Source organism: Kitasatospora sp. Xyl93 (assembly GCF_055383135.1).
Genome location: NZ_AP029185.1, coordinates 2,327,917 through 2,347,754, shown reverse-complemented (window position 1 = coordinate 2,347,754; position 19,838 = coordinate 2,327,917). Strand labels below are relative to the sequence as shown.

32 protein-coding genes are annotated in these 19,838 nt (G+C 72.4%); 1 reads left to right on the top strand and 31 read right to left on the bottom strand.

The window, feature by feature from the left end:
* Positions 1–12: 12 nt before the first annotated feature.
* The 16 genes from ACZ5GH_RS10180 to ACZ5GH_RS10105 form a co-directional block, all read right to left on the bottom strand.
* Positions 13–522: a hypothetical protein gene (locus tag ACZ5GH_RS10180; protein WP_464333997.1), complete on the bottom strand. Its 510-nt coding sequence runs from the start codon at positions 520–522 to the stop codon at positions 13–15.
* Positions 522–998 (bottom strand): phage tail tube protein, encoded by a 477-nt coding sequence (locus ACZ5GH_RS10175; protein WP_464333996.1) that lies wholly within the window; start codon positions 996–998, stop codon positions 522–524. The genes ACZ5GH_RS10180 and ACZ5GH_RS10175 overlap by 1 nt, the downstream gene beginning before the upstream one ends.
* A 51-nt stretch (positions 999–1,049) precedes the next feature.
* A complete protein-coding gene (locus ACZ5GH_RS10170; RefSeq protein WP_464333995.1) occupies positions 1,050–1,379 on the bottom strand; it encodes a hypothetical protein in 330 nt (109 codons plus the stop codon).
* A 10-nt stretch (positions 1,380–1,389) separates the two neighbouring features.
* Positions 1,390–1,800 carry a hypothetical protein gene (locus tag ACZ5GH_RS10165; protein ID WP_464333994.1) on the bottom strand — a complete coding sequence of 137 codons (411 nt, stop codon included), beginning with the start codon at positions 1,798–1,800 and terminating at the stop codon, positions 1,390–1,392.
* Positions 1,797–2,180: a hypothetical protein gene (locus tag ACZ5GH_RS10160; protein ID WP_464333993.1), complete on the bottom strand. Its 384-nt coding sequence runs from the start codon at positions 2,178–2,180 to the stop codon at positions 1,797–1,799. The genes ACZ5GH_RS10165 and ACZ5GH_RS10160 overlap by 4 nt, the downstream gene beginning before the upstream one ends.
* On the bottom strand, positions 2,177–2,578 hold the full coding sequence (locus tag ACZ5GH_RS10155; RefSeq protein WP_464333992.1) for a DUF6093 family protein: 402 nt from the start codon (positions 2,576–2,578) through the stop codon (positions 2,177–2,179). Before ACZ5GH_RS10155 ends, ACZ5GH_RS10160 begins: the two co-directional genes overlap by 4 nt.
* The gene (locus ACZ5GH_RS10150; protein ID WP_464333991.1) at positions 2,575–3,132 is read right to left on the bottom strand and encodes a hypothetical protein; all 558 of its coding nucleotides are present in this window, start codon (positions 3,130–3,132) and stop codon (positions 2,575–2,577) included. Before ACZ5GH_RS10150 ends, ACZ5GH_RS10155 begins: the two co-directional genes overlap by 4 nt.
* A 1-nt stretch (position 3,133) precedes the next feature.
* Positions 3,134–3,664 (bottom strand): hypothetical protein, encoded by a 531-nt coding sequence (locus ACZ5GH_RS10145; RefSeq protein ID WP_464333990.1) that lies wholly within the window; start codon positions 3,662–3,664, stop codon positions 3,134–3,136.
* 16 nt (positions 3,665–3,680) lie between these two features.
* Positions 3,681–4,685, bottom strand: a complete 1,005-nt coding sequence (locus ACZ5GH_RS10140; RefSeq protein ID WP_464333989.1) for a major capsid protein — start codon at positions 4,683–4,685, stop codon at positions 3,681–3,683.
* Positions 4,686–4,694: 9 nt separating this feature from the next.
* Positions 4,695–5,420, bottom strand: a complete 726-nt coding sequence (locus ACZ5GH_RS10135) for a hypothetical protein (protein ID WP_464333988.1) — start codon at positions 5,418–5,420, stop codon at positions 4,695–4,697.
* A gap of 43 nt (positions 5,421–5,463) precedes the next feature.
* The gene (locus ACZ5GH_RS10130; protein WP_464333987.1) at positions 5,464–6,432 is read right to left on the bottom strand and encodes a VG15 protein; all 969 of its coding nucleotides are present in this window, start codon (positions 6,430–6,432) and stop codon (positions 5,464–5,466) included.
* Positions 6,429–7,901 carry a phage portal protein gene (locus ACZ5GH_RS10125; protein WP_464333986.1) on the bottom strand — a complete coding sequence of 491 codons (1,473 nt, stop codon included), beginning with the start codon at positions 7,899–7,901 and terminating at the stop codon, positions 6,429–6,431. The genes ACZ5GH_RS10130 and ACZ5GH_RS10125 overlap by 4 nt, the downstream gene beginning before the upstream one ends.
* A gap of 14 nt (positions 7,902–7,915) precedes the next feature.
* Complete coding sequence (locus tag ACZ5GH_RS10120) at positions 7,916–9,538, bottom strand: terminase TerL endonuclease subunit (protein ID WP_464333985.1); 1,623 nt, start codon at positions 9,536–9,538, stop codon at positions 7,916–7,918.
* Complete coding sequence (locus ACZ5GH_RS10115) at positions 9,535–9,984, bottom strand: phage terminase small subunit (protein ID WP_464333984.1); 450 nt, start codon at positions 9,982–9,984, stop codon at positions 9,535–9,537. The genes ACZ5GH_RS10120 and ACZ5GH_RS10115 overlap by 4 nt, the downstream gene beginning before the upstream one ends.
* Before the next feature lie 134 nt (positions 9,985–10,118).
* A complete protein-coding gene (locus ACZ5GH_RS10110; RefSeq protein WP_464333983.1) occupies positions 10,119–10,481 on the bottom strand; it encodes a hypothetical protein in 363 nt (120 codons plus the stop codon).
* On the bottom strand, positions 10,478–10,834 hold the full coding sequence (locus ACZ5GH_RS10105; protein ID WP_464333982.1) for a holin: 357 nt from the start codon (positions 10,832–10,834) through the stop codon (positions 10,478–10,480). The genes ACZ5GH_RS10110 and ACZ5GH_RS10105 overlap by 4 nt, the downstream gene beginning before the upstream one ends.
* Positions 10,835–10,880: 46 nt before the next feature.
* Here ACZ5GH_RS10105 and ACZ5GH_RS10100 point away from each other — a divergent pair, with 46 nt between their 5' ends.
* Positions 10,881–11,369 carry a YebY family protein gene (locus ACZ5GH_RS10100; protein ID WP_464333981.1) on the top strand — a complete coding sequence of 163 codons (489 nt, stop codon included), beginning with the start codon at positions 10,881–10,883 and terminating at the stop codon, positions 11,367–11,369.
* A 108-nt stretch (positions 11,370–11,477) separates the two neighbouring features.
* Here the strand turns inward: ACZ5GH_RS10100 and ACZ5GH_RS10095 are convergent, their stop codons facing one another.
* The 15 genes from ACZ5GH_RS10095 to ACZ5GH_RS10025 all read right to left on the bottom strand — a co-directional run bounded on the left by ACZ5GH_RS10095 (position 11,478) and on the right by ACZ5GH_RS10025 (position 19,790).
* Positions 11,478–12,083, bottom strand: a complete 606-nt coding sequence (locus ACZ5GH_RS10095) for a hypothetical protein (RefSeq protein ID WP_464333980.1) — start codon at positions 12,081–12,083, stop codon at positions 11,478–11,480.
* A 35-nt stretch (positions 12,084–12,118) separates the two neighbouring features.
* Positions 12,119–12,847, bottom strand: coding sequence for a hypothetical protein (locus tag ACZ5GH_RS10090; RefSeq protein WP_464333979.1), 729 nt, complete (start codon positions 12,845–12,847; stop codon positions 12,119–12,121).
* Positions 12,848–12,931: 84 nt separating this feature from the next.
* Positions 12,932–13,324, bottom strand: coding sequence for a hypothetical protein (locus tag ACZ5GH_RS10085; RefSeq protein WP_464333978.1), 393 nt, complete (start codon positions 13,322–13,324; stop codon positions 12,932–12,934).
* Entirely contained in the window at positions 13,321–13,488 is a 168-nt protein-coding gene (locus ACZ5GH_RS10080) for a hypothetical protein (protein ID WP_464333977.1), read from the bottom strand. Before ACZ5GH_RS10080 ends, ACZ5GH_RS10085 begins: the two co-directional genes overlap by 4 nt.
* On the bottom strand, positions 13,485–13,901 hold the full coding sequence (locus ACZ5GH_RS10075; RefSeq protein WP_464333976.1) for a hypothetical protein: 417 nt from the start codon (positions 13,899–13,901) through the stop codon (positions 13,485–13,487). The genes ACZ5GH_RS10080 and ACZ5GH_RS10075 overlap by 4 nt, the downstream gene beginning before the upstream one ends.
* 77 nt (positions 13,902–13,978) lie before the next feature.
* The gene (locus tag ACZ5GH_RS10070; protein WP_464333975.1) at positions 13,979–14,710 is read right to left on the bottom strand and encodes a DNA methylase; all 732 of its coding nucleotides are present in this window, start codon (positions 14,708–14,710) and stop codon (positions 13,979–13,981) included.
* Between the two features lie 2 nt (positions 14,711–14,712).
* Complete coding sequence (locus tag ACZ5GH_RS10065; RefSeq protein WP_464333974.1) at positions 14,713–15,147, bottom strand: hypothetical protein; 435 nt, start codon at positions 15,145–15,147, stop codon at positions 14,713–14,715.
* Positions 15,148–15,540: 393 nt separating this feature from the next.
* On the bottom strand, positions 15,541–16,041 hold the full coding sequence (locus ACZ5GH_RS10060) for a hypothetical protein (RefSeq protein WP_464333973.1): 501 nt from the start codon (positions 16,039–16,041) through the stop codon (positions 15,541–15,543).
* Complete coding sequence (locus ACZ5GH_RS10055; RefSeq protein ID WP_464333972.1) at positions 16,038–16,301, bottom strand: hypothetical protein; 264 nt, start codon at positions 16,299–16,301, stop codon at positions 16,038–16,040. Before ACZ5GH_RS10055 ends, ACZ5GH_RS10060 begins: the two co-directional genes overlap by 4 nt.
* Before the next feature lie 169 nt (positions 16,302–16,470).
* A complete protein-coding gene (locus ACZ5GH_RS10050; protein ID WP_464333971.1) occupies positions 16,471–16,722 on the bottom strand; it encodes a hypothetical protein in 252 nt (83 codons plus the stop codon).
* Entirely contained in the window at positions 16,719–16,970 is a 252-nt protein-coding gene (locus ACZ5GH_RS10045) for a hypothetical protein (RefSeq protein WP_464333970.1), read from the bottom strand. The genes ACZ5GH_RS10050 and ACZ5GH_RS10045 overlap by 4 nt, the downstream gene beginning before the upstream one ends.
* 10 nt (positions 16,971–16,980) lie before the next feature.
* The gene (locus tag ACZ5GH_RS10040) at positions 16,981–17,169 is read right to left on the bottom strand and encodes a zinc finger domain-containing protein (RefSeq protein WP_464333969.1); all 189 of its coding nucleotides are present in this window, start codon (positions 17,167–17,169) and stop codon (positions 16,981–16,983) included.
* Between the two features lie 11 nt (positions 17,170–17,180).
* The gene (locus ACZ5GH_RS10035) at positions 17,181–17,885 is read right to left on the bottom strand and encodes a zinc finger domain-containing protein (RefSeq protein WP_464333968.1); all 705 of its coding nucleotides are present in this window, start codon (positions 17,883–17,885) and stop codon (positions 17,181–17,183) included.
* 65 nt (positions 17,886–17,950) lie between these two features.
* Complete coding sequence (locus ACZ5GH_RS10030; protein WP_464333967.1) at positions 17,951–18,883, bottom strand: hypothetical protein; 933 nt, start codon at positions 18,881–18,883, stop codon at positions 17,951–17,953.
* Between the two features lie 82 nt (positions 18,884–18,965).
* Positions 18,966–19,790, bottom strand: a complete 825-nt coding sequence (locus ACZ5GH_RS10025; RefSeq protein WP_464333966.1) for a phiSA1p31-related protein — start codon at positions 19,788–19,790, stop codon at positions 18,966–18,968.
* Positions 19,791–19,838 lie beyond the last annotated feature (48 nt).

Below are 19,838 nucleotides of genomic sequence, written 5' to 3'. Positions count from 1 at the left end.
CGCGGGCCGCCTCTACTTCTCGCCGCCAAGGCCCGCTACGGTCGCGGAGGCGAGCAGAGAGAAAGGGACCGCGCGGACCACCTGGGTGTTGAGCTCCCACACCGCATCGAGGAGCGCCTCCTGCTGGCCGAAGGACAGCTTCTCGGCGAGCCGCTGGTACTGCTCGACCGTCATGGCCGGCTCGACGGCGCACGCCGCGACCGCAGCCGGGCCGAACGTGGCCGGGTCGAACGCCCGCCCCTCACCACCGGGGTGGGCGGCGAGCAGGTCGGACCACGCCTCGTGGGGCAGGGCCCGGAACCTGAACTCGACCAGGTGCTCGGCCATCTCGGCGCGCAGTTCCTCCATGCGGGAGGCGACGGCGGTCCTCGGGCTTCCGGCGAGGGAGTCGCCGACCAGCGCGGCCGGGTCGGTGAGCTGCCGTTCCAGGGCCTCGTACTCGCCCTGCAGCTGTCCGGCCAGGCACAGCGGCACCGTGGTCTCGCGCAGGCTGCTGCCCTTGATGACGTCCTCGATGTCCATCAGGCCACCAGCGCGTTCGTGGACGGGGCGGTCGTGACCTTCAGCGGGACCATGAACTTCATGACCTCATTGGCCGCCGGTGCCTTGTTCTGCCGCTCGCCGCACACCATCGGGTACACCTCGACCTGCTGGCCGGCCGCGTAGGCGGTGGCGAAGTCGAGACCGCGGCGGATGACGAGGTAGCCGTGCACGCCGTAGACCAGCGTGCTGTACGGCAGGTCCTCGGCGGGGGTCGTTCCCCTCTTCACGGTCAGCTCGGCGTCGTACTTGACTCGGCCGACCTCGGCGGTGTCGAACGTCGAGGCCAGCGAGCTGGTGTCGACGTCGGCGGTGGTGGGGTCGACCTTGAGCCCGTCCGGGGTGAGGCGGACGGTGAGGTCGATGCCGCCGTTGCACTCGGCGGCGGTGGGGGCGTTCGGGTTGGCGATCGACGCGGCCCAGGTGGCCCGGGTCTTGCCGTCGGAGATCAGGTCCATGGGGCCCTCCTGGGCATGTGGTGCCCCCTGAACGGGGGTTGGCGGGGTGGGTCAGATGCGGAGCGCGGCGATGGTCACGGTGGTCGTGCTGGAGTAGCCGATGGCGGCGAGGCCGTCGGTGGCGCCGGCGAAGAGGTCGGCGGTGAGGGGGCCGATCATGCGCTCGCCACTCGCCGGGACCGAGACGGTCGGCGAGGTGACGGTCTGGCCGCGCACGCTGCCGGTGGCGGTGAGCGTGACGGTGATCGGGCTGCCGCCGCCGTTCTTCACGTGAACGAACGTCCGCTCGGAGCAGGCGACCTTGTCGCCTCCGCCGGCGGCGGCAGAGTAGGTCGGGCCGAGGCCGGCGATGGAGACGGCCTGGGTGGACAGGGTGGCCATGGGGGCCTCCTCAAGAGGTGATGGATCGGAGCCGGTACTGCACCGGCAGGTACCAGCAGGGCGGGGTGACGTCGTCGTCGCGCTGCAGCGGCGGGCCGCCGACGGGCTCGGGCCGCCAGCACGCCCGGCCGTCCACCACCAGGGCGGCGGCGAGGCCGCGGCGGACGCGCCCGGCCGTACCGACCGCGCCCTCCGGCGTGGTGGCGACCGCCGTGGCCTGCAGCGGCAGATCGAGGCCGGTGCGGTCGTCGGCGAGCGAGACCGCGGTCTCGATGCCCGGCGACGGGTACAGCACCACGTAGGCCTTGGGCAGGGCGGTCCCAGCGGGGGCGCCGCCTAGGTACACCGTGACGCCGGTGGCCTCGATCGCAGCCTTCGCGGCCAGGACGTGCGGCAGGTCCTCGGGGACCGGGGTGCTCACAGTAGGTCCCGGGCGAGCTGCTCGACTGCGGCAACGAGCCGCGGTTCCTCGGCGGCCAGTGCCCTGCCGCCGTCGTTGTGCGGCGGGTTCCTGCTGCTGCCGAACTCCAGCAGGTTGCCGAGCGCGCCTTGCGCGGCGCCCTTGTCCGGGCCGATCACCACGAAGGCGCCGGCGGGCCCGACCGTCGGCGGGTCGTAGGAGATCGAGCGGGGGTAGTGCGGCGCGTACCGGCCGCTGGACGAGCGGGCGTTGGCCGCCCAGTCGCGCTTGATGTTCAGCGCGCCCCGGGACAGCACCTGCCGGGTCCGCTGGTCCAGTTCGGCCGGCACGCGGGCCAGGTCGGCGACCAGGGCCTCGAGCCCGGAGATGTCGATGCTCACGACCGCACCTCCGCGCTGAGCCGCCAGGCGGTCGCCGTGGCGCTGTAGTTGACGCCGGTCACGTGCAGGATGAGACCGGGCATGCGGGGGTCGGGGCTGGTGTCGACGGTGAAGGTGTCGCCGGGGACGATCCGGCTCGCCGGGACGGCGGCGAAGGGCAGCGCGATGTCGTACCGGGAGAGCACCACTTCGCGCTGTTCGGCCTGGACGCCCTCGGGCACCGCCTGGGCCGGCTTGACCCGGGCCTTGCCCGTGTAGAGCAGGGTCGAGGACGTGGTCGTCTCGCCGGTGGCCGGGTTGTAGACGTCCGGGCCGGGTCGGGTGAGGCGGCCGGTCTCCCGCATCCGGGCCTCGGCCATGGCCCGGCCGGCCACCAACGCGGCGGCTTCGGTGGTCATCCCGCCACCCCCCAGCCCGGCCCGGCGAAGGCCTGCCGGATCGTCTCGGCCTCGCCGTCGAGCAGGGAGGCCCGGGCGTCCGCGAGGGTCTCGGAGAAGTCGTCCACCTGGTGCGAGCGGATCATCGTGGGGTTGAGCAGCACCCGCTTGACGGCGTCGCAGGACACCGACCGGGCGACCTGGTAGGCGGGCTCGTCCTCGTCGAGGCCGTGGGAGTAGGTGACGGTGGTGGCGCCCCGCCACACGCAGCCGTCGAGGCGGGTGATCTTGTCGCCGCCGTCCCACTCCCATTGGCCCGCGCTGAGCCCGGCGACCGCGGTGACCGTGAGCACCGGGCGCTGCGGGAGCTTCAGGTGCGGGGCGCCGGAGCCGCGCAGGGTGACGGTGTCGTTGTCGACGCGGCTGATCTGCTGGTAGCCGGCGGTCATGCGGATCAGGTGGGCGGCGTCGCCGAGGAGCCGCTCGGCCTGGGCCTGCTCCTCGACGCTCAGCACCCGGTCGGGCGGCATCCGGGCCATCAGGTCGGCCACCGAGGCGAACGGCCCCAGCACCATGTCAGCCTCCCTGGGCCCCGTACGCCTTGATCAGCTCCGCCTTGGTCGCCTTCTCGATCTCGGCCCGCCCGGCCTCGTCGTCCTCGTTGGTCTGGGCGAGCGCCCAGGCCCGCCACTCGGCGACGGACGCGGCCTGCACCGGGCGCTGGAGCGCGCCGGTGCCCTCCTCGGTGGGAGAGGGGGCCTCCTTCGGGGCCGTCGGGGACGGGGCGATCAGGCCGGGGGCGACCACGGCCGGGCCGTGGGGGTCTCCCTCACCGGCGCCGGTGGGCGCCTGGTGGTCGCCGTCGCGCGGGTCGACGGCGGCGTCCCGCAGCGCGGCGCCGACGCGCCGCACCGTGACGTCCCGGGCGTCCACGGTGGACGCGACGGGCCGCAGGGGGTTGAGGACCTCGCCGTCGACCTCGTAGCCGGCGCCGCGGCAGTAGCCGATGACGGCCTCGTCGTCGGTCTCGGCGGTGCCGTCCATGAAGTGGACGCCGCCGGGGCCCGGCCCGGTGTAGCCGGGCACGGGCGTACGGATGGTGGCCACGCTGGTCTCCTCTCGGTCAGGCGGACTTGATGTTGCGGAAGACGGCGGCGGCCTTGGTGGCCTTGAGGACCACGGCGACCGGGCCGAGTTCGACTTCGCCCGTCTTGACGGCGCCGGCGGTGCTGAAGTCGGGCATCCAGGAGGTCACCAGCGGCTGGCCGGCCATGGAGACGCCGTGGAAGCCGTCCAGGCCGAACCTGATCGCGTAGAGGTCTCCGAGGTTGGTGATGTTGCCGCCCGCGCCGCCGGCGTCGGGGTCGCGGGTCACCAGGCCGATGACGTCGTTGTTGCTGCCGGCCTTGGCGCCGGGGTTGACCAGGGGGATGCCGTTGTAGCGGTCGACGGGCCGGCCGAAGGCGTCCTGGGTCTTGTCGTACTGGTCGGTCCAGATCGCCAGGGTCTTAAAAAGTGCCAAAGTCTTCTTGTTGCCGAGGATCGCGCCGGGCGCCTCGTCCATGGTGGACAGCCAGGTGTCGACGTGCCGGAGTGCGGCCAGTGCGGTGGCCTTGTCGCTGACCGTGGTCCAGTCGACGTATCCGGTGGCCACGCCGTTGCCGAGCGGCAGGTACTCGGTGGAGCTGCCGGTGAGGATCTTGGACAGGCCGTCGAAGCCGTTGGCGTCCACCGCGGTGTCGCCGTTGATGACGGCGTCGGCGAACTTGGCGCGGGCGGCCTTGATCTTCTGCTGCATCTGCAGTGTCGTTTCGGCGGCCCGTGCGATGGCGTTCAGGACGCGGTCGATCTGGAAGGACCCGCCGAGGGGCTTCAGGTCGACCGTGTACTGCTGCTTGGTGACCTCGCCGGGGACGTACTCGCTGTTGATCGCGCGGAAGTCGGCGTTGGCCTGGGTGATCAGGCGCATGTAGCCGTAGGTCAGAGTGCCGCCGGAGCCGCCGACGTTGACGACGTCGTCGAAGGTCATGTTGTCGAGCAGGAAGGACGACTTCGCGAACTCGTCGATGACGGTCCGGTCGATGTCGTCGGTCGCGTTGAGCTTCGCCTGGGCGAGGGTCACGGGCATGGGTGTCTCCTATCGGCCGCTCTGGGCGGCCAGACGGGCGGCGACTGCCTCGCCGAGGCTGGCCGCGCGCTTGGTGGGGGGCTTGCGGGCGCCGCCGTCGGCGCCGCCCTGGAATCGCCGGTCCGTGTCCTTCGCGGACTGCGCGGCCAGGTAGGGCTCGTCCTCGAGGAGCTCGTCGATCAGCTCGTTGATCGCGTCGCGGTCGGGGCGGCCCTTGTCGGTCTTCGGGATGTCGGTGAGGTCGAGGAGGCGGGCGGCGAGCTGGGGGTTGGCGAGGCGGCCGGCGGCGGCCGCGATCGCGGCGGCCTCGACGCGCTCGGTCCACACCTCGGCGCGGGCCTCCTCGCGGGCCTGCTCGCGCAGGGCCTCCGCGTCGTCTCCGTCGCCGTCCTTCTTGGACGGCGTACGGCCGCTCTGCTGCTGGGCGCCCTGGCGGATCTGGGCCCGCAGGGCCCGGTTCTCCTTGCGCAGTTCGCGCAGGGCCTTCTTGCCGGCGTCACCGAGGTCCTTGTCGTCGTCCTGGTCGCCGCCGTCGCGGTCGTCGTCCTGGTCGTCGTCGGTGTCCTTGGTGTCGTCATCCTGCTGGCCGTCATCGCCCTGGTCGTCGTCGCCGGTGCCGTCGCCGCCGCGGATGGGCCAGATCGGCTGCGGGCCGTCCTCGCCCGGGCGGGCCTTGCGCCAGCCGACGGCGAGCAGGCCGGTCAGGGCGTGCGTGGGCAGGGTGGTGTCGAGCATCGCGCTCTCCGTGGTGTCGTGGGCGGCATCGCGCCGCCCGGGGTCATCGCAGGTAGGCGTACCGGCGTAGGAGTTCGATCGCCTCGTCGCGGGTCGCGGCCAGGCGGTAGATCTCCTCCGGCATGAGCCGTACGGGGCGGGCGATCGGCGCGCGGCCTGCCGCGGCGGCGCGGGCCCGCTCGCGCTGGTTGAAGGTGCCGCGGCGGGTGGTGCCCTCGCGGGTGGCCCTGAAGCCGTCCCGGGTGGTGTACATCGCGCCCTTGCGGCGGGCGTTGACCACCTGCCCGAGGTCGGCGCCGTCCCGGATCGCCCGGGCGCCGGCCTCGCCGAACCGCCGGTCCTGCTCGGCCCGGCTCAGGCCGTCGAAGTAGCGGCGCGGCTCCAGGTGCGCGGCGGCCTTGCGGCCGCGCACGGTGGGTTCGTGGATGCAGTGGCAGTGCGGGTGGCGCAGGAACGCGGTCCGGCTGCCGTAGACGGCGCCGGCCAGGACGACGCACCGCGAGCAGGCGCCGCCGCTGATCACGCGCACGTAGCCGGTGCAGGTGCGGTCCCCGACGATCGCGACGCCGGTGGCCTGCCGACCAGCGTCGGCGACCTCGGAGGTGACGATCGTCAGCAGCTGGGAGCGGCCCGCGCGCAGGGCCACGTCGGCCGGGGCGCCGGCGGCAACCTGGGTCAGTGCCGTGACGGCCGGGCGTTCGAGCAGCGACGCCAGGGGGCGGCCGTCGGCGGCCCGGCCCGCGAACGCCCGGGTGTCGAGGGTTCCGGCCGGGTCCGGCGTCGCTCCGGCCGCGGTGACCACGCCGGTGACGTAGGCCTGGGCGCCGTCGGCGCTGGCCTGCTGGGCGGTGGCCAGGGCGGCGAGCATCGGGTCGGCCAGCGCGTTCCAGGAGTCCCGGATGCGCCGCGGGTCGACCCGGGCCCATAGGGCGTCTGCGGACGCCACCGCCCGCGCGGCAAGCGCTCGTTGGCGGGCCGCCCGGCGCTCGGCGACCGGGTCCGGGCCCGTCACGCCGGGACCGGCTGGTCCTGGCTGGCGGCCCCGGCGGCGGTGAGCGCGCCCTGGTCGTCAACCCCGGAGAACGCCAGGGCCCGCGCGGCCCGGTTGGCGTCCTGCTCCAGCATCGCCTCCATGCGGTCGATCTGGGTCGGGGTGTAGCCGAGGTCCTCCATCAGCTGGCGCCACGGCACCCCGAGCGCCTTCTTCTTCAGGACGGCGTCGACGTGCTGGGCCTCGGTGCGGTACTCGACGCTGCCCCAGACCGTCTCGGCCAGCGGGTCGCTACCGCGTTGGGTGTCGCCCTTGACCAGGAAGGCGAGCCGCATGGCCTCCTCCCACGTCTCGCCGGTGAAGGTCGTCTTGTCCTTGGTCTTGGCGACCAGGCCGGCCGCCCCCTCGGCAAGGGTCTCGGCGTTGACGTTGACGAGCTTGCCGGTCATGTAGCTGGGCGGCGTGCGGGACAGCGCCCCGACGTGCTCGATCAGCATCTCGATGCCGGTCACGAAGTTGCGCAGGTCGGCGGCCTGGAAGTTCCCGAACTTCGCGTCCGGCGAGCTCGCGCGGAGCATTTTGGAAACCGACAGGCGCCACATCTCCGGGTCGTCGATCTCCTGCCCGGTGCGCGGATCCTTCGGCAGGTCGATGCCGGTGCCCCAGCGGGCCGGGAACGCGCCGGCCTCGGCGGCGACCAGCATGTCGACGACCAGCTTGTTGACCGCCCGCTGCAGCGGCATGACCTGCTCGTGCTCGGGCGACGGCGGGTCCACCAGGCGCTGGCGGTTGACGAGTTCCAGCATCGGCACCCGGCCGAGCGGGTTGTCGATGACGGCCTGGTCCAGCTTGCCGACGGCGCGCGGCGACCACGTGGCGACGGTGGCGCTGGACGGCAGGATGAGCCGGGAGGCGGCCGCCGAGCGGCGCCACTTCCAGATCTGGTCCGGCAGGTACAGCGTCGCGTAGCTGTACCCGTCGTCGCCGTCCCAGAGCTTCAGCGCGGCCTTGCGCCGGCGCCGGTTGCCCGGCTCGTACGCCACGATGCACTGTGTGGCGTCCTCGACGGTGATCTCGGGCTCGGTCTCGTTGTCGTCCGGGTTCTCCGCCCAGACCAGCACCATCGCACGGGACTTGACCATCATCTCCGTGTGGGCGATGCGGGCCCAGGCGTCCATGCCGTTGGCCTGCCAGATCCGCTGGGCCTCGCGGTCGGCGGCCGCCGGCTCGCCGTCGGGGCCGGCGCCGAAGCGGAAGCCGAGCGGCGTCATCCGCTCGGCCGGCGCGTCGCACACCACCTGGCACCAGTTGTCGCTGAAACCGGCGAACAGGCCGCCGAACGCGGCCCGGAAACGGTCTGAGGCGAAGGCGAGGCGCTCGCTCTTGCCGCGGTAGAACTCGTTGGAGATGGTGATGTCGGCCTGCCGCTGAAGGAGTTGCTCCTCCAAGACCCGGGTGATCCGAAGCGCCTCCTGCTCGGAAACGGGCATGCGCACCTCCTGGGTCAGTAGCCGGTGAACGAGGACGATCCGCCGCCGTGGGAGGCCTCGTGGCGTAGGTGGTCGGCGCGGGCCTCGACCGCGAGCGCGGCGGTCACCGCGCTGTCGATCTTCCGGTCCGGGGCCGGCTTGGTGATCGCGATCAGCCCGCCCGGGCGGCGGGCTGGCTTGGCGTTGCCGACGTGCTCGGCCATCGTCGGGTGGCCGTCGTGGGTGAGCTCGCCCGCCAGGACCGAGGTCTTGAACCGGTCCAGGGCCGGGCACATGCGGGTCGCGACCCTGGTCTCGAAGATGAGGAAGGTCTCCTCGCCGAACTCCTCGGACCAGGCGTCGCACTCGTCGCGCCAGTCCGGCGGGTCTCCGTACGCCCGCGCGACCCGGTAGGTGTCGAAGACGTGCGTCATGCCGGCCCGAACCTCGGCGCGCGGCACCCGCCAGGCGTCCGGGTCGCCGTCGTCCCACTTCGTCCAGATCATCGGCCGCCCGTCCGGGAAGGTCGGGGTGAAGACGTAGCCGTCGGACACCCGGCACGCGGTGATCGCCGTGCAGTCGTCGTGGTCGCTGCCATCGAAGCCGACCGTGATCAGCTCGCCCAGGTCGACCTCCTGCGGCAGCGCGCATCGCTCCCACAGGTGCCTGGACAGCCACGTTTCCGAAAGGGAAACGGGCAGGTTGAGGAAGTAGCGGCGGAACTTGGCCCGGTCCTGGGTGGGCTTGTGGGCCAGGACCACCATCCGGTCCAGGTCCATGTGCGCGGCGAACGGCCCGTACGCGGCGATCAGGCCGGCCTTGAGCTGGGCCGGGTCGTCGTACGCCTCGTCCTCCAGCAACGCGGCGGGCGCCTGCTTGTGGTCGAAGTACAGCCGCGGCGCCTTGCCCGCCCGGTGGTTGCGGTGGGTCCGTTCGGCGATGGAGTCCTCGCCGATCGCGTACATCGTCGAGGTCTGCAGGAACCACGGCTCGGCGGCCTTGCGCTTCATCGTGTTGCGCTCGACCGTCTCGTACATGTCCCGCAGCTCGGGCAGCACGTACAGGTGCGTCTCGTCCGCGACGGAGAACGACTCCTTGCCGCCGTCCTTCGCGGCCGAGCTGGCGGTCGAGGGCCGGATCTCCCCGCCGTCCGGCAGGAACACCCGGGTCGAGCTTTGCCAGTCCTTGCCGATGTCGATGCCGGGGTAGTCCTCGGCGATCCGCTCGCTGTGCGCGAGCATGTAGGTGATGTTGGCGTAGGTGTTCCCGGCCTGGGTCTCCTCGGTGGCCAGGCAGCGGATGAACGGGTAGGTGACTGGCCGTCCGACCGGCTCGCCGGGCGCGTACTCGTAGCCCCAGTCGGAGACCTCGCCCGGCTCGGCCCAGTGGTCGAAGCGCACCGGCGCCAGAGCCTCGGCGCACGCGATCGCACCGGCGATCTCCGACTTCGCGCGGCCCTTCGCGCGGGACAGCAGCACCTCGTCGAAGCGACGACGGCCCTGGCCGTCGATCGCGTACGTGCACGCCAGGAAGTGCAGGATCTCGACGTCCAGCTCGATCGGCTGACCCTGCACGTCGCCGGGACCGTGGAGAAGGTAGTACTCGATCCAGTCGGCGACGGCGTACCCGAGGGAGCGCCGGACGCCGGGCCGCCTCATTCGTCACCGACCGCCCGGAGCCTGTCGCGCACGTCCCCGGTGCTGCGGCGGGCGGCCGCGCGTTCGGCGGCCCGCGCCGAGCCCTTGCCAACCTCGGCAGAGCCGAGCGACCAGCGCAGCCGCATGCGGTCCGCCGCGGTGCCGCCCAGGGCCGCCTCGTTCAGCCGAATTTCTGCGAGCAACTCCTTCTTCGGCTCCTCCCAGAAGGCCTCGACCAACTGGGCCAGCATGTGCAGGCGCTGCCAGTCTGTCGGGAGGAATGTCGCGGCCTGCGGCGAGCGCTTCCAGGTGTCGTACCAGGACAGCGTGCGGGAGTCGTAGTCGTGGCCGCCGGGCAGGTCCGGCGCCGGGCCGGTGAATCCGCCCGCCGGAAGCACCGTGCCCTCGACCGGGTCTCCGTTGCGCCGTCGCCGGTTCGGGCTCGGCGTGGGGCCGACACCAGCCATGCCGGATCACCTCCTCGCAAGGTCACGCTCGGTTACTGAAAGGGGCCACTGGAAACTCCCAGACCCGTACACGCCGCGAGCTACCTCCCCCGCGGGTCCCGCTGGCCTGGCGGGAGGGGGTCACCCCCCAGGGGTCAGTGACTGTCAGTAGTGGCGGGTAGGAGGCGGATCGTCTCGTACTTCTGCTCGGTGGTGTGGCCATCCCACTGGGCCCTGGCGTCGTCGAGGCTGACCCGTTCGACGTGGTCGAAGAGGCCGGCGTCGGTGGGGGCGATGTGCCAGGAGAGCTGGTGGTCGCCGACCCTGAGGTAGGCGATGCACCAGCCGTCCTCCTCGACATCCGGGGCCGGGACGAGGACGGCGGGGTAGAGGGCGGCGAGCCAGGCGACGAGGTGGGCGCGCTCGCGGTAAGCGCCGTCCCGGGCCCTCTCGGTATCGCGAAGTTGCTGCAGTGCTTCGTCGCGCTGTCGGGTGAGTTGGTCGAGGTAGGCGCTCATGCGTTCCATCCTCCGGGCTGGTGTGCTGCGGTCTCGCGGCTGTGGCAGGGGTGGCAGAGGCCGCGGCCGTGGATTGGGTCGTCGGGGTCGTGGCCGGCGGCGACGAGGTCGCGGCGGGACAGCGGGTAGTGGTCGGCGTGCTGGCTGGGCGCCTGCTTGCAGAGGACGCAGACAGGATCGCGGGCGAGGACGCCCGGCCGGAACCGGCGTTGGTGGCCGGTGCCGTAGCCGCGTTGGGTGCGGGTGCCGCGGGCGCGTTCGGCGGCGGCTCGGTGTGCGGGGCAGCGGCCGCTGTCGGTGAGCTCGGGGCAGCCGGGTGTGGAGCAGACGGTGAGTGCTCGGCGTCTGGCCACGGTGATCACCTGCCTCTACGCTGAGCCGCCTCAGTGGGGAGGAAGCGTGGACGACGAGTTGACGCCGCGGGAGATCCGCGAGCAGGCGAAGCGGCGGAAGGACAATGCCCAGGCGGGGTTGGGGTGCGCGGTGCTCGTGCTCTTCGCGTTGTTCTGGTACATGGGGTCGGACGGCAGTGGTGACGATGCTCCGTCGTCGTATCCGACGGTGCGGTCGGTGGTGTCGTCGATGCCTACGGGGCGGGCGACGCTGGCGCCGGTGCAGGGGGCGCCCGTCGCGGGGTCGCACGAGCGCTTCGTCACGCGGACGTCGGGGATCAGCCCGTGGCCGTTCATCGTGGAGTCGGGGACGTTGCGGTGCCGGCCGGGGCAGATGGTGACGTTCGAGGTGGGCGGTCGCGAGTACGGCGTGAACGGTACTGCGCAGGCCAGGTATCCGAAGCCGTTCCCGGTGTGGGCTGACGACCTGGTGCTAGGAAACGGGCTGAAGGTGGACATCGGCGGGGTGATCAACGCGGGGTTGGCGCTGTGCTGATCTGAATGCGAGAGCCCCACGGCTGCTGTTCGGCCGTGGGGCTCTCGGTGGTCTGGTGTCCGGGCACGCCGGACGTGGGGCCAGTGTGGATCACCGGTTGGTGATTCGTCAAGCGGCTATCGAGCGGCGGCGGAGCTGGGCGATCCGGGAGGGGTCGCGGCCGATGGTGCGGGCGATGAGGTCGCGGGGGACGCCGCCGGCGTCGAGGCGGAGGACGAGGCGGTCGCGTTCGGCGCCGGCCTCCCGGGCGTCTGCGGCGCGCTGGGTGGCTCGGGCGAGGGCCGTGAGGGCGCTCACGTCGAGGGGGCTGTCGTCGTCGGGGATCGGCTGCCAGGCCGTGAGCGTGTTCACGGCGCGGGGGTGGTGGTAGGCGGCGACGGCTTCGCCTAGGAGACATTCGGGCTGGGCGCTGAGCACGATGCGGCTGGGCCCGGGCTGGGGGGTGATGACGTCCGTGAGCTCGATCCGGCCGTCGGTGAGCGTGTTCACGGTGCCGGTGGCGTAGGCGTAGTGAGGGCTGGTGTGTCGGCTGCCGGGGGTGCTGACCTCGATGGTCGTGTGCTGGGTGCCGTCGGGGGCGGTGGTGACGTTCAGGATGGTGGCGTGGCCGTGGATGGTCCAGGGGCCGGCGATGCCGTGGAGTTCGGCCTCGTGCCAGGCGCCGATGGTGAGGGGGCTCATGGTGGTGGTCTCCGGGTGGGTGAGGGCGCTCACGGCGTGGGCGTGAGCGCCCTCACGGTGGGTGGGTTTCAGGCGGCGCCGGTGAGGCCGTTGAGGAGGGCCGTGCCGGTCCAGGACGATCGGCAGTTGGGGCAGCCGATGACGAAGTCGTCCTGACCGCTGGTGACCTGGAACTCGCCGCCGCACTCGCACTGCCGGCCGGTCGCGTGGGCGCCGTTGGCGGGGCGGCCGTCGAGGAGTCGGTCGACGCGGCGGCGGACCGCGGCGACGTCGGAGGCGAGCTGGTCGAGCTGGACGCCGGTGAGCGCGCGGAACGGCCCGGTGGCGGGGCCGAGGCGGGCGGCGAGCCAGGTGGCCGCCTGGACGCCGGTGCGGCCGGCGGCGGTGAACGACCAGCGGCGGGGGTCCTGGGCGTCGCGGAGGCCGATGAGGGCGATGTCGCGGGCGATGGTGTCGTCGGGGCTGGCGGCTCGGACGGTGAACGCGGGCCGCTGGATGGCGGAGGCGATGCCGTCGGCGAGGGCGAGGAGGTCGGCCTCGATGTCGAGGATGGTGTCGAGGGCGCCGACGCGGAGCGGGGCGGGGCGCTCGCCGGGGGCGAGGGCGGTGCGCTCGGCGCGCTCGATGGCGGCCTGCTGGGCGAGGGCTTCGGTGTCGTCGGTGGTGTCGTCGAGGTTGCGCTGGTGGTCGGCCATGCGTCCGGCCGGCGGCCAGGTGCGGGGGGTGCGGGCCTGGAGGAGCTCGCGGAGCGTGGGCCACTGGGTGGCGATGTGGGTGAGGTCGGTGTGGGTGCTCATGGTGGCTCCTGGGCGTCGGGCGGGGTGGTGCGGGGGGTTGGGGGTGCGGGGTGGTGCGGGGGGTTGGGGGTGCGGGGCGAAGCGCTACGGCTGGGCGGGCTCGGGCCCGCCGAGGGCGGCGTCGATGCGGTCGGCGTAGTCGGCTGCGATGCCGTGGGGCGAGCACCAGGTGCGCATGTCGGCAGCTAGCGCCCGGACGGCGGCGATGCGGGCCTCGGCCTGCGTGGCCCGGGCGATCAGTGCCTCGATGGCCGGGGTGATGTCGGGCCAGGCGTCGCCGTGGCCGCCGAAGGGCTCCAGCAGGTCGCGGGCGTGCTCCAGAAGGGCGGCTCGCTCCAGGGCCCCGGCGCGGGCGGTGTCGCGCTGCTCGGTGAGTTCGGCGACTCCGGCGCGGAGGGCGGCGTGCTCCTCGGGGGTGAGGGCGTGGTTGGCGGTGTGGCCGATGAGGTGGTCGAGCTGTTCGGCGGTCGGGGTCACAGCTGGTACTCCGTGGTGACGATGCGGATGAACTCGGCGTCGACTCGGGCTTGTTCGGCGGCCGCGTGGTGTGCTTCGGCGGTCTCGGCTCGGATGGCGCCGAGCCAGTAGATGCCGACGAGGCTGGCGGGGCCGCCGACGGCGAGGGCGACGAGGGCGATCACTGCTGCTGGCCGCCGTCCTGGCCGAGCACCGCGCGGGCCACCGCGAGGGCGTGGTGGTCGGTGCGCTCAGCGACGAACGCGGCTCGGTCGTCTTCGCCGTCCTCTCGCCAGACCCGTCGTGCCGCGGACTCGGCCGCCCGGTGGGTACGGGCCGCCTGTGCCAGCCAGTCGGCGACCGCGAGGCCGGTGGCGGGGCCGACCAGCGCCAGGTAGGCGTTCACGCGCTCCAGGCGCTCGGCGTACGTCTCGATCAGTACGGTGGGCTTGTCGGGGTCGTCGAGGACGACGGCGGTCCGGGTGCCGAGGGTGTGGCCGAGCTGCCAGGTGGTGCGGTCGTTGTGGGTGGCCTCGGTGGCGGCGGCGCGGAGCCGGGTGGCTGCAGCGGCGAGCAGGTCGGCGAGGTGGTCGGTCACGGGTGCTCCTTCGGGGTGGGGCCTGCCGCTGGTGGGCGGCAGGCCGGGGCGGGTGGCTGACGGGCGTCAACGGGGTGTCAGGCGGCCGCGGGTATGGCGGCGAGGTGGTCGGCGAGCTGCCGGCCGATGAACTCGGTGTAGGCCGGGGGGATGGCCTCGGCGATCTCGCGGCGGACGCTGGTCCAGTGCATGCCCATGGCGTCCTGCCACTGGGCGATGCTGCCCTTGCCGCCGCCCTCGCCGTAGACGGCGAAGTACGGGCCCTCGTACCAGACTCCGTGGCGCATGCCGGCGACGCGTCCGCGGTGCGGAACGTGGGACGGCTGGTCAAGCACGAGTCCTCCGCCAGCCTCGAAGTTCCTGTGGCGGATGACGCGCAGACCGAACTGCTCGCCGCACAGGGTGAGGTCGACCCGCATGCGGCGGGAGGCGCGGCCGGGCGGCTGCTCGATCACGTACGGGCGGCCGGTCGACTCCAGTGCGGCGCGGGTGGGTTCGAGCAGGTCGGCGTACTGGCCGCGCAGGTGGGCGTTGGTGCCCGCGGTGAGGGTGCAGTCGTGCTGGCATGGCGGGCTGGTGTGGATGGCGTGGAACGCGGTGCCGTACTGGCGGATGTACTCGACGGCGTCGGCGCGGATGAACCGGATCTCCTGGCCGGGCCAGAGGTTCCCGGGGTGGTTGGGCTGGTCGTCGATGTCGACGGCGATGACGCGGTAGCCGGCGAGGTAGTAGCCCATGGTGGCGCCGCCGGCGCAGGAGTAGGCGTCGAGGATGTAGCGGCCGTTCCAGGGACGTTCGGGGAGCTTCATGGTCACTGCCCGTCGGGGTCGACGAGCTGCAGGCCGAGGGCCTCGCGGTGCTCGGGGTCGAGGACCAGGGCGACGGGCTGGCCGTTGTCGGTGCGGCAGCAGACGATGGTCGGCTCGGCCGGGTCGTCGGGGTGGATGACGGCGTGGTCCCAGTTGGCGATGATCGGGTCCTCGGTGGGCTTGATGCCGGCCAGGGCGCGGATCGTCTGGGCGTCCATTCGGACGTGGCCGGCGGATCCGGGGCCGATGCCGGAGGCCGGGCCGTAGTAGGCGGCGACCTTGGCCTCGACCTCGTCGGCGATCCGGTCGAGGTGGTCGGCGGCCTCGGCGAGGACCTCGGCGCGGTAGGCGTCGAGGAGCTCGGCGGCCTGGTCGGGCAACTTGAACGAGACGTGGAACGCTCGCTCGATCTCCTCGCGGGCGGTGCGCTTGGTCATCGGGTCTCCGTGGTGGGTGTGCGTGGCGGCCGGTGGGTGCTGGCCGTCGGGATGGTCAGGCCTCGGTGTCGTCGTGGTCGTGGTCGTAGTGGGCGCAGGCGGCGGCCCAGAGCGGGGCGGCACGTCGTAGCCCTCCTGCGCGTGCAGGCGCTCCCACAGAGCGATGCAGGGGTCGGGCTCGCCGGTCTTGGTGTTCTGCTCCAGCTCCCACATGAGGCCGGCTAGGCCACTGGGGCTGGTAGGGATGGGATCAGCGGCGTGAACGGTGGCCATGGGTGCTCCTCGGCTGGCGTGGCGGCTCGTCTGGGGGCCTGTGGGCGTTGTGGTGGAACTCGGGGTGCCTGGGGCCGTGCGCGGCCGGTAGGGGTCCGGTCCTGGCCGCGCACGGGGCCGTCAGGTGGTGGGCTCCGGGTGGCAGGGGACGTACAGGTTGCAGGAGCAGTCCCAGATCTGGGCGGCGGAGGCGATGCACTCGCGCTCGTTGGCCGGGTCGTGGGCGGATTCGAGGTGGCCGCAGCCGGCGCAGGTGGGCGGGTCCATCTTGGCGAGGGTTTGGGTGCGCTTCAGGACGTCGCGGAGCCGCTCGTTCTCGGCCTCCAGCTCCCGGACCCGGGCAACCAGGGTGGGGACGTCCTCGGCGGACGGGGGCGGGGTGGACGCCTGCGGGAACACGGCGTCGAGGTAGGAGCGGATCTCACTGGCGTCCCGCTCGTCGAGTTCGGTCTTCAGCAGGCCCGTGCTGCTGCCGTTGAATTTCGGGCCGGCGAGCCGGTAACCGTGGCCGCAGCCGTTCTTGTCGACCTTGGCGATGTTGATCTGCAGCTTCTTGGTCCACCCGTCGCGGCAGACCTCGATGATCAGGCGGTCGGGCGGTGCGGGCTGGGGCTGGTTCATCGGGTGGTCTCCTGCTCGTGGTTGGCGGTGATTCGGCCTTCGGCAGCGGCGAACTCCCGGCCTCCGAGGACCGGGCCGTGGCAGGCGGTGCCGCTGGTGAGGACCCAGCCATGGGCGCGCTGAGTACCTGCGATCTGGAACGTCCAGCCGATGTGTCGGCCGTTGCCGCCGGGTTGGTCGGCGTAGAGCGGTTTGAGGTTGAAGGCGCGGTAGTGATTGCTGACGTGGTCGACGGCGGAGCGGGCGGAGCGGAGTCTCATGGCTTGTTCCGCCAGGCAGCTAGGGCGGCTCGCCGAAGGCGCCTCCCGGTGCTGCAGGCGACCGTTGTCCATGCGCCGCTTCGCCGGGCGGTGTGGCACTTGTCGCACACGTCGCAGTGGGTGTGGACGGCATCGAGGGCGCTCTGGTAGCTCGGCTGGCTCTGCTGGTTCATCGGGCGCTCTCCTGGGCGTCACGCAGGTCGATGTGTTCGAGGGAGATGCCGCCGGCGTACCCGTCGACGGCGACGACCGGGGTGCCGTGGCCGAGGTTCCAGGCGGCAGAGCGGGTGCGGGTCTCCAGGCGGGTGTAGTCGGTGAGGCCGATCTCGGCGGCGTACTCGGGTCGGACGCCGGGGTAGGCGGTGACCGGGGTGCCGGGCGGGTAGCGGTCGTTCCAGGCCGCGGCGGTCAGGTCGCTCATCGGCTGGTCTCCTCGGCGGGGGTGACGGTCCAGCTGCCGGCGGCCTGGGTGATGGTGTCGCCGAAGCGCGCCACGGCCCGGGGCAGGCCGCGGTGGGCGAGGATCGTGAGACCGTCAATCTCGACGCTGAGGTCGTACGGGCCAGCGGGCGTGCGGGACTTGTAGTGCGGCTTGGACGGCTCGATGAGGTCCATGAGCTCGGTGAGGTTCTCCCGGGTGAGCGTCCATCTGGGACGGGGGCGCGGCATGGTGGTCTCCTCAGGCGGCGGGTTGGGTGGTCTGGTGGATGAGCCAGGCGTCGGCGCGACTGGGGTGGCTGTCGGCGGTGAGGCGGCGGCCGGTGGGGGTGTGGCAGGGGGTGCCGGCCTTGGCGCGGCAGTTGGGGACGGGGCAGGGGATGGCCCACTCGGGCGGGCGGTCGCGGTGGCGGCGGAGGCCGGCGGGCATCGGGGCACCCATCACGCGGCCCGCGAGGCGTCGAGGCGGCTGGGGTGGGCGCCGTCGTAGATGCGGCCGTCGGGCCTGGTGCACGGCGCGCCCGTTGCGGCGTGGCAGGTAGGGCAGTCGCGGGCCGCTATGGCTGCGGCGTCGATCCGGCCGGGGTGGGGGCGCTCGCGGCGGAACCAGGTACCGGCCTTGCCTGCCGTCCCGCTGCGGCGGCGCTTGCAGGGGTCGCCGGCGGCGGAACGGCACCAGGGGCACGGAACCGTGAGGGCGTCGTCGTCACCGCGAAGGCGGGCTTCCTCGCGGGCCTTGCGGCCAGGCATGGTGTCGGCGAGGGCTTCGCGTACGTGGTCGGGCATGGAGCCCACGCCGGCAAGGGCATTGGCGACGGACGGGTGCGGGCCACCCTTGAGCTGCCGGTTGATCTCGGGTTCGATGCGGCCGTCGGCGATGGCGGCGATCTGCTGGCGGCGACGCTCTACGAACTGGGCGCCGGTCTCGCCCGGGAGGGCCGGGTAGATGATGCTGTCGACCTCCGGGGTGCGCTCGGCGCGGATCTCCTTGCGGAGGGCCCGGACGTGGTGGGGCTGGATCCACCGGGTTCCGTCGAGGTCGCCGTCACGGGAGGGCTTGGAGTAGAAGCGGGCGACCGCCGCGTGGGCGTCAGCGTCGGCCGGGATGTCCTTGAGCGCATCCGCCCAGGCCGTGCTGGCGGCCATGGACGGCTTCCGGTTATCGAACGCGGCGGCGTGGATAAGAAGCTCAGCTGCACCAAGGCGGTCCACTAGTTGCTCCCTTCGGCGAGGAGTTGCTGCATGAGGTCGTAGTGCTCGGCGATGCGGGCGTCGGTGCCGGACAGGTGGCTCTGGGCGCCGGTGGTGGCGAGGCTGCTGCCGGGCGGCTGCTGGTTGCGGGTGGCCTGGAGGCGCATCTGGTCGTACTTGTCGCGGAGCTTGGGCATCGACAGGACGACGCCGCGCCAGAACTCGGAGGACTGCGACCACTCGATGGCGCCGAGGACCTGTTCGACGGTGCGGCCGTCCTTGTCGAGCAGCAGTCGGGCGGAGGTGCGCCACCGGTCGGTGATGGTGGGCCGTTTGGAGCCGTTGGCTTCGACGGCGTCGGCGAGGGCCCGGCAGACGCGTTCGACGTCGGCCCTCGGCGGCTCATCGTGGCCGGCCTTGCGGCGCGCACGTGAAGAAGTACGTAGTACTTCTTCTACCTCTGTCTCTGTCTCTGTCTCTGCTTCGGTTTTGCTTCGCGTTTGCTTCAGCACTTGCTTCGCGTTTGCTTCACCGTTTGCTTCGGCCTGCGAGGCGGCCCGACGGGACTCCCCGGAACGCTTTCCACCGCGCTGACCTGCGGCGGAACGCTTCTCTCGGAGCGCGGCGACCTCCGAAGCCGACCTCTGGTGCTCGAGGTAGTCGTGCACGACGTACACGTCGGGGCCTCCGACAGGGCATCGCGCGCAGTCGTGTTCGCCCTCGTGAAGCAAGCCAACGCGAAGCAGTGCCGAAGCATTTGCTTCAGGGTTGCTTCCGTCGGTCAGCCGCCGGATCAGACGCTTCGGAACCAGGCCGTCGGTCAACTGACGAGACGAGTAGCAGAGCGCGCTGACGTACAGCCACGCAGCTTCCCCGCCCACCTCCACGATCTTCGGGTGGTCCGTCAGCCCATCGTGGACACGGACGTAAGTGCGCCGGTCCTTCTCGGCCATGTGCTGGTCTCCGGTCGTTGTGCGGTCGGGGGTTGGTGGCCTGGGGCGGGGGACGGTCACCCCACCCCAGGCAGACAGCGGGTCAGGCCTCGGCGCGGGTGAGCGGCCCGAACTCGGAGATGACCCTGCTGAGGAGCCACGGGTCGTCGTCGATGCCGACGAACTCCATCAGCGGCACGCCGTGCTCGCCGTCCTGGCCGGAGTACTGCCACGGGTCGCCGTGTCGGTCCGTCCAGGTGGCCGTCAGGTCGTAGCGCGCGCCCATGACCATGGCGTCGGTCCGGCGAAGCGGCGCCAGCCACTTCTCCACCACGCTGTCGCGGTTCTCGCCGCTGTGGGCCGGTATCACGAAGCCGATGAAGCTGCCGCTCTCCTCGGCCAGCACCAGCGGCGACCGCGGGCCGTCCTGCCACGCGTGGAGCGCCGGGCCGATGCCCTTGAACCGGGCCAGGTAGCTGCTGTTGAAGCCGGTGAACCCGGCGTCCTTCTGGGGCTTCTGCAGGATGTCGCGCGCCAGCTTCCTCCAGTCGGGGAAGTGCCGGCGGTTCGACGTCTTGTCGGGCACCCGCATCGAGCCGACGAGCGACTGCAGCACAATGACGGTGTCGTCGTCGACGGTCTCGGTGCCGATCTCGACGACGGCGCCCGGGTTGAGGCGCTCCAGCCACGCCACGACGACAGGCACGTCGTCCCGGCGGAGGTGGGCCGCCCACGGGCCGTTGCCGACGGTCTCGACCCGGTTGATGGCGAAGGTGTACCGGTCGGTGGCGATGGTGAAGAGGTAGTTGTTGCTGGCCTCGATGCGAATGGCGTTGAGGGCGTCGAGCTCGGTGTCCCGGCTGACGTGCGGGCGGACACGGGTGAGGCTGGCCGCCAGCTCGGCGGCGCGGATCGGGGTGGTGCTCATCGTTGGCACTCCTTGGGGTCTGGTGGTTCGGGGCGCCCGGCCTGTGCG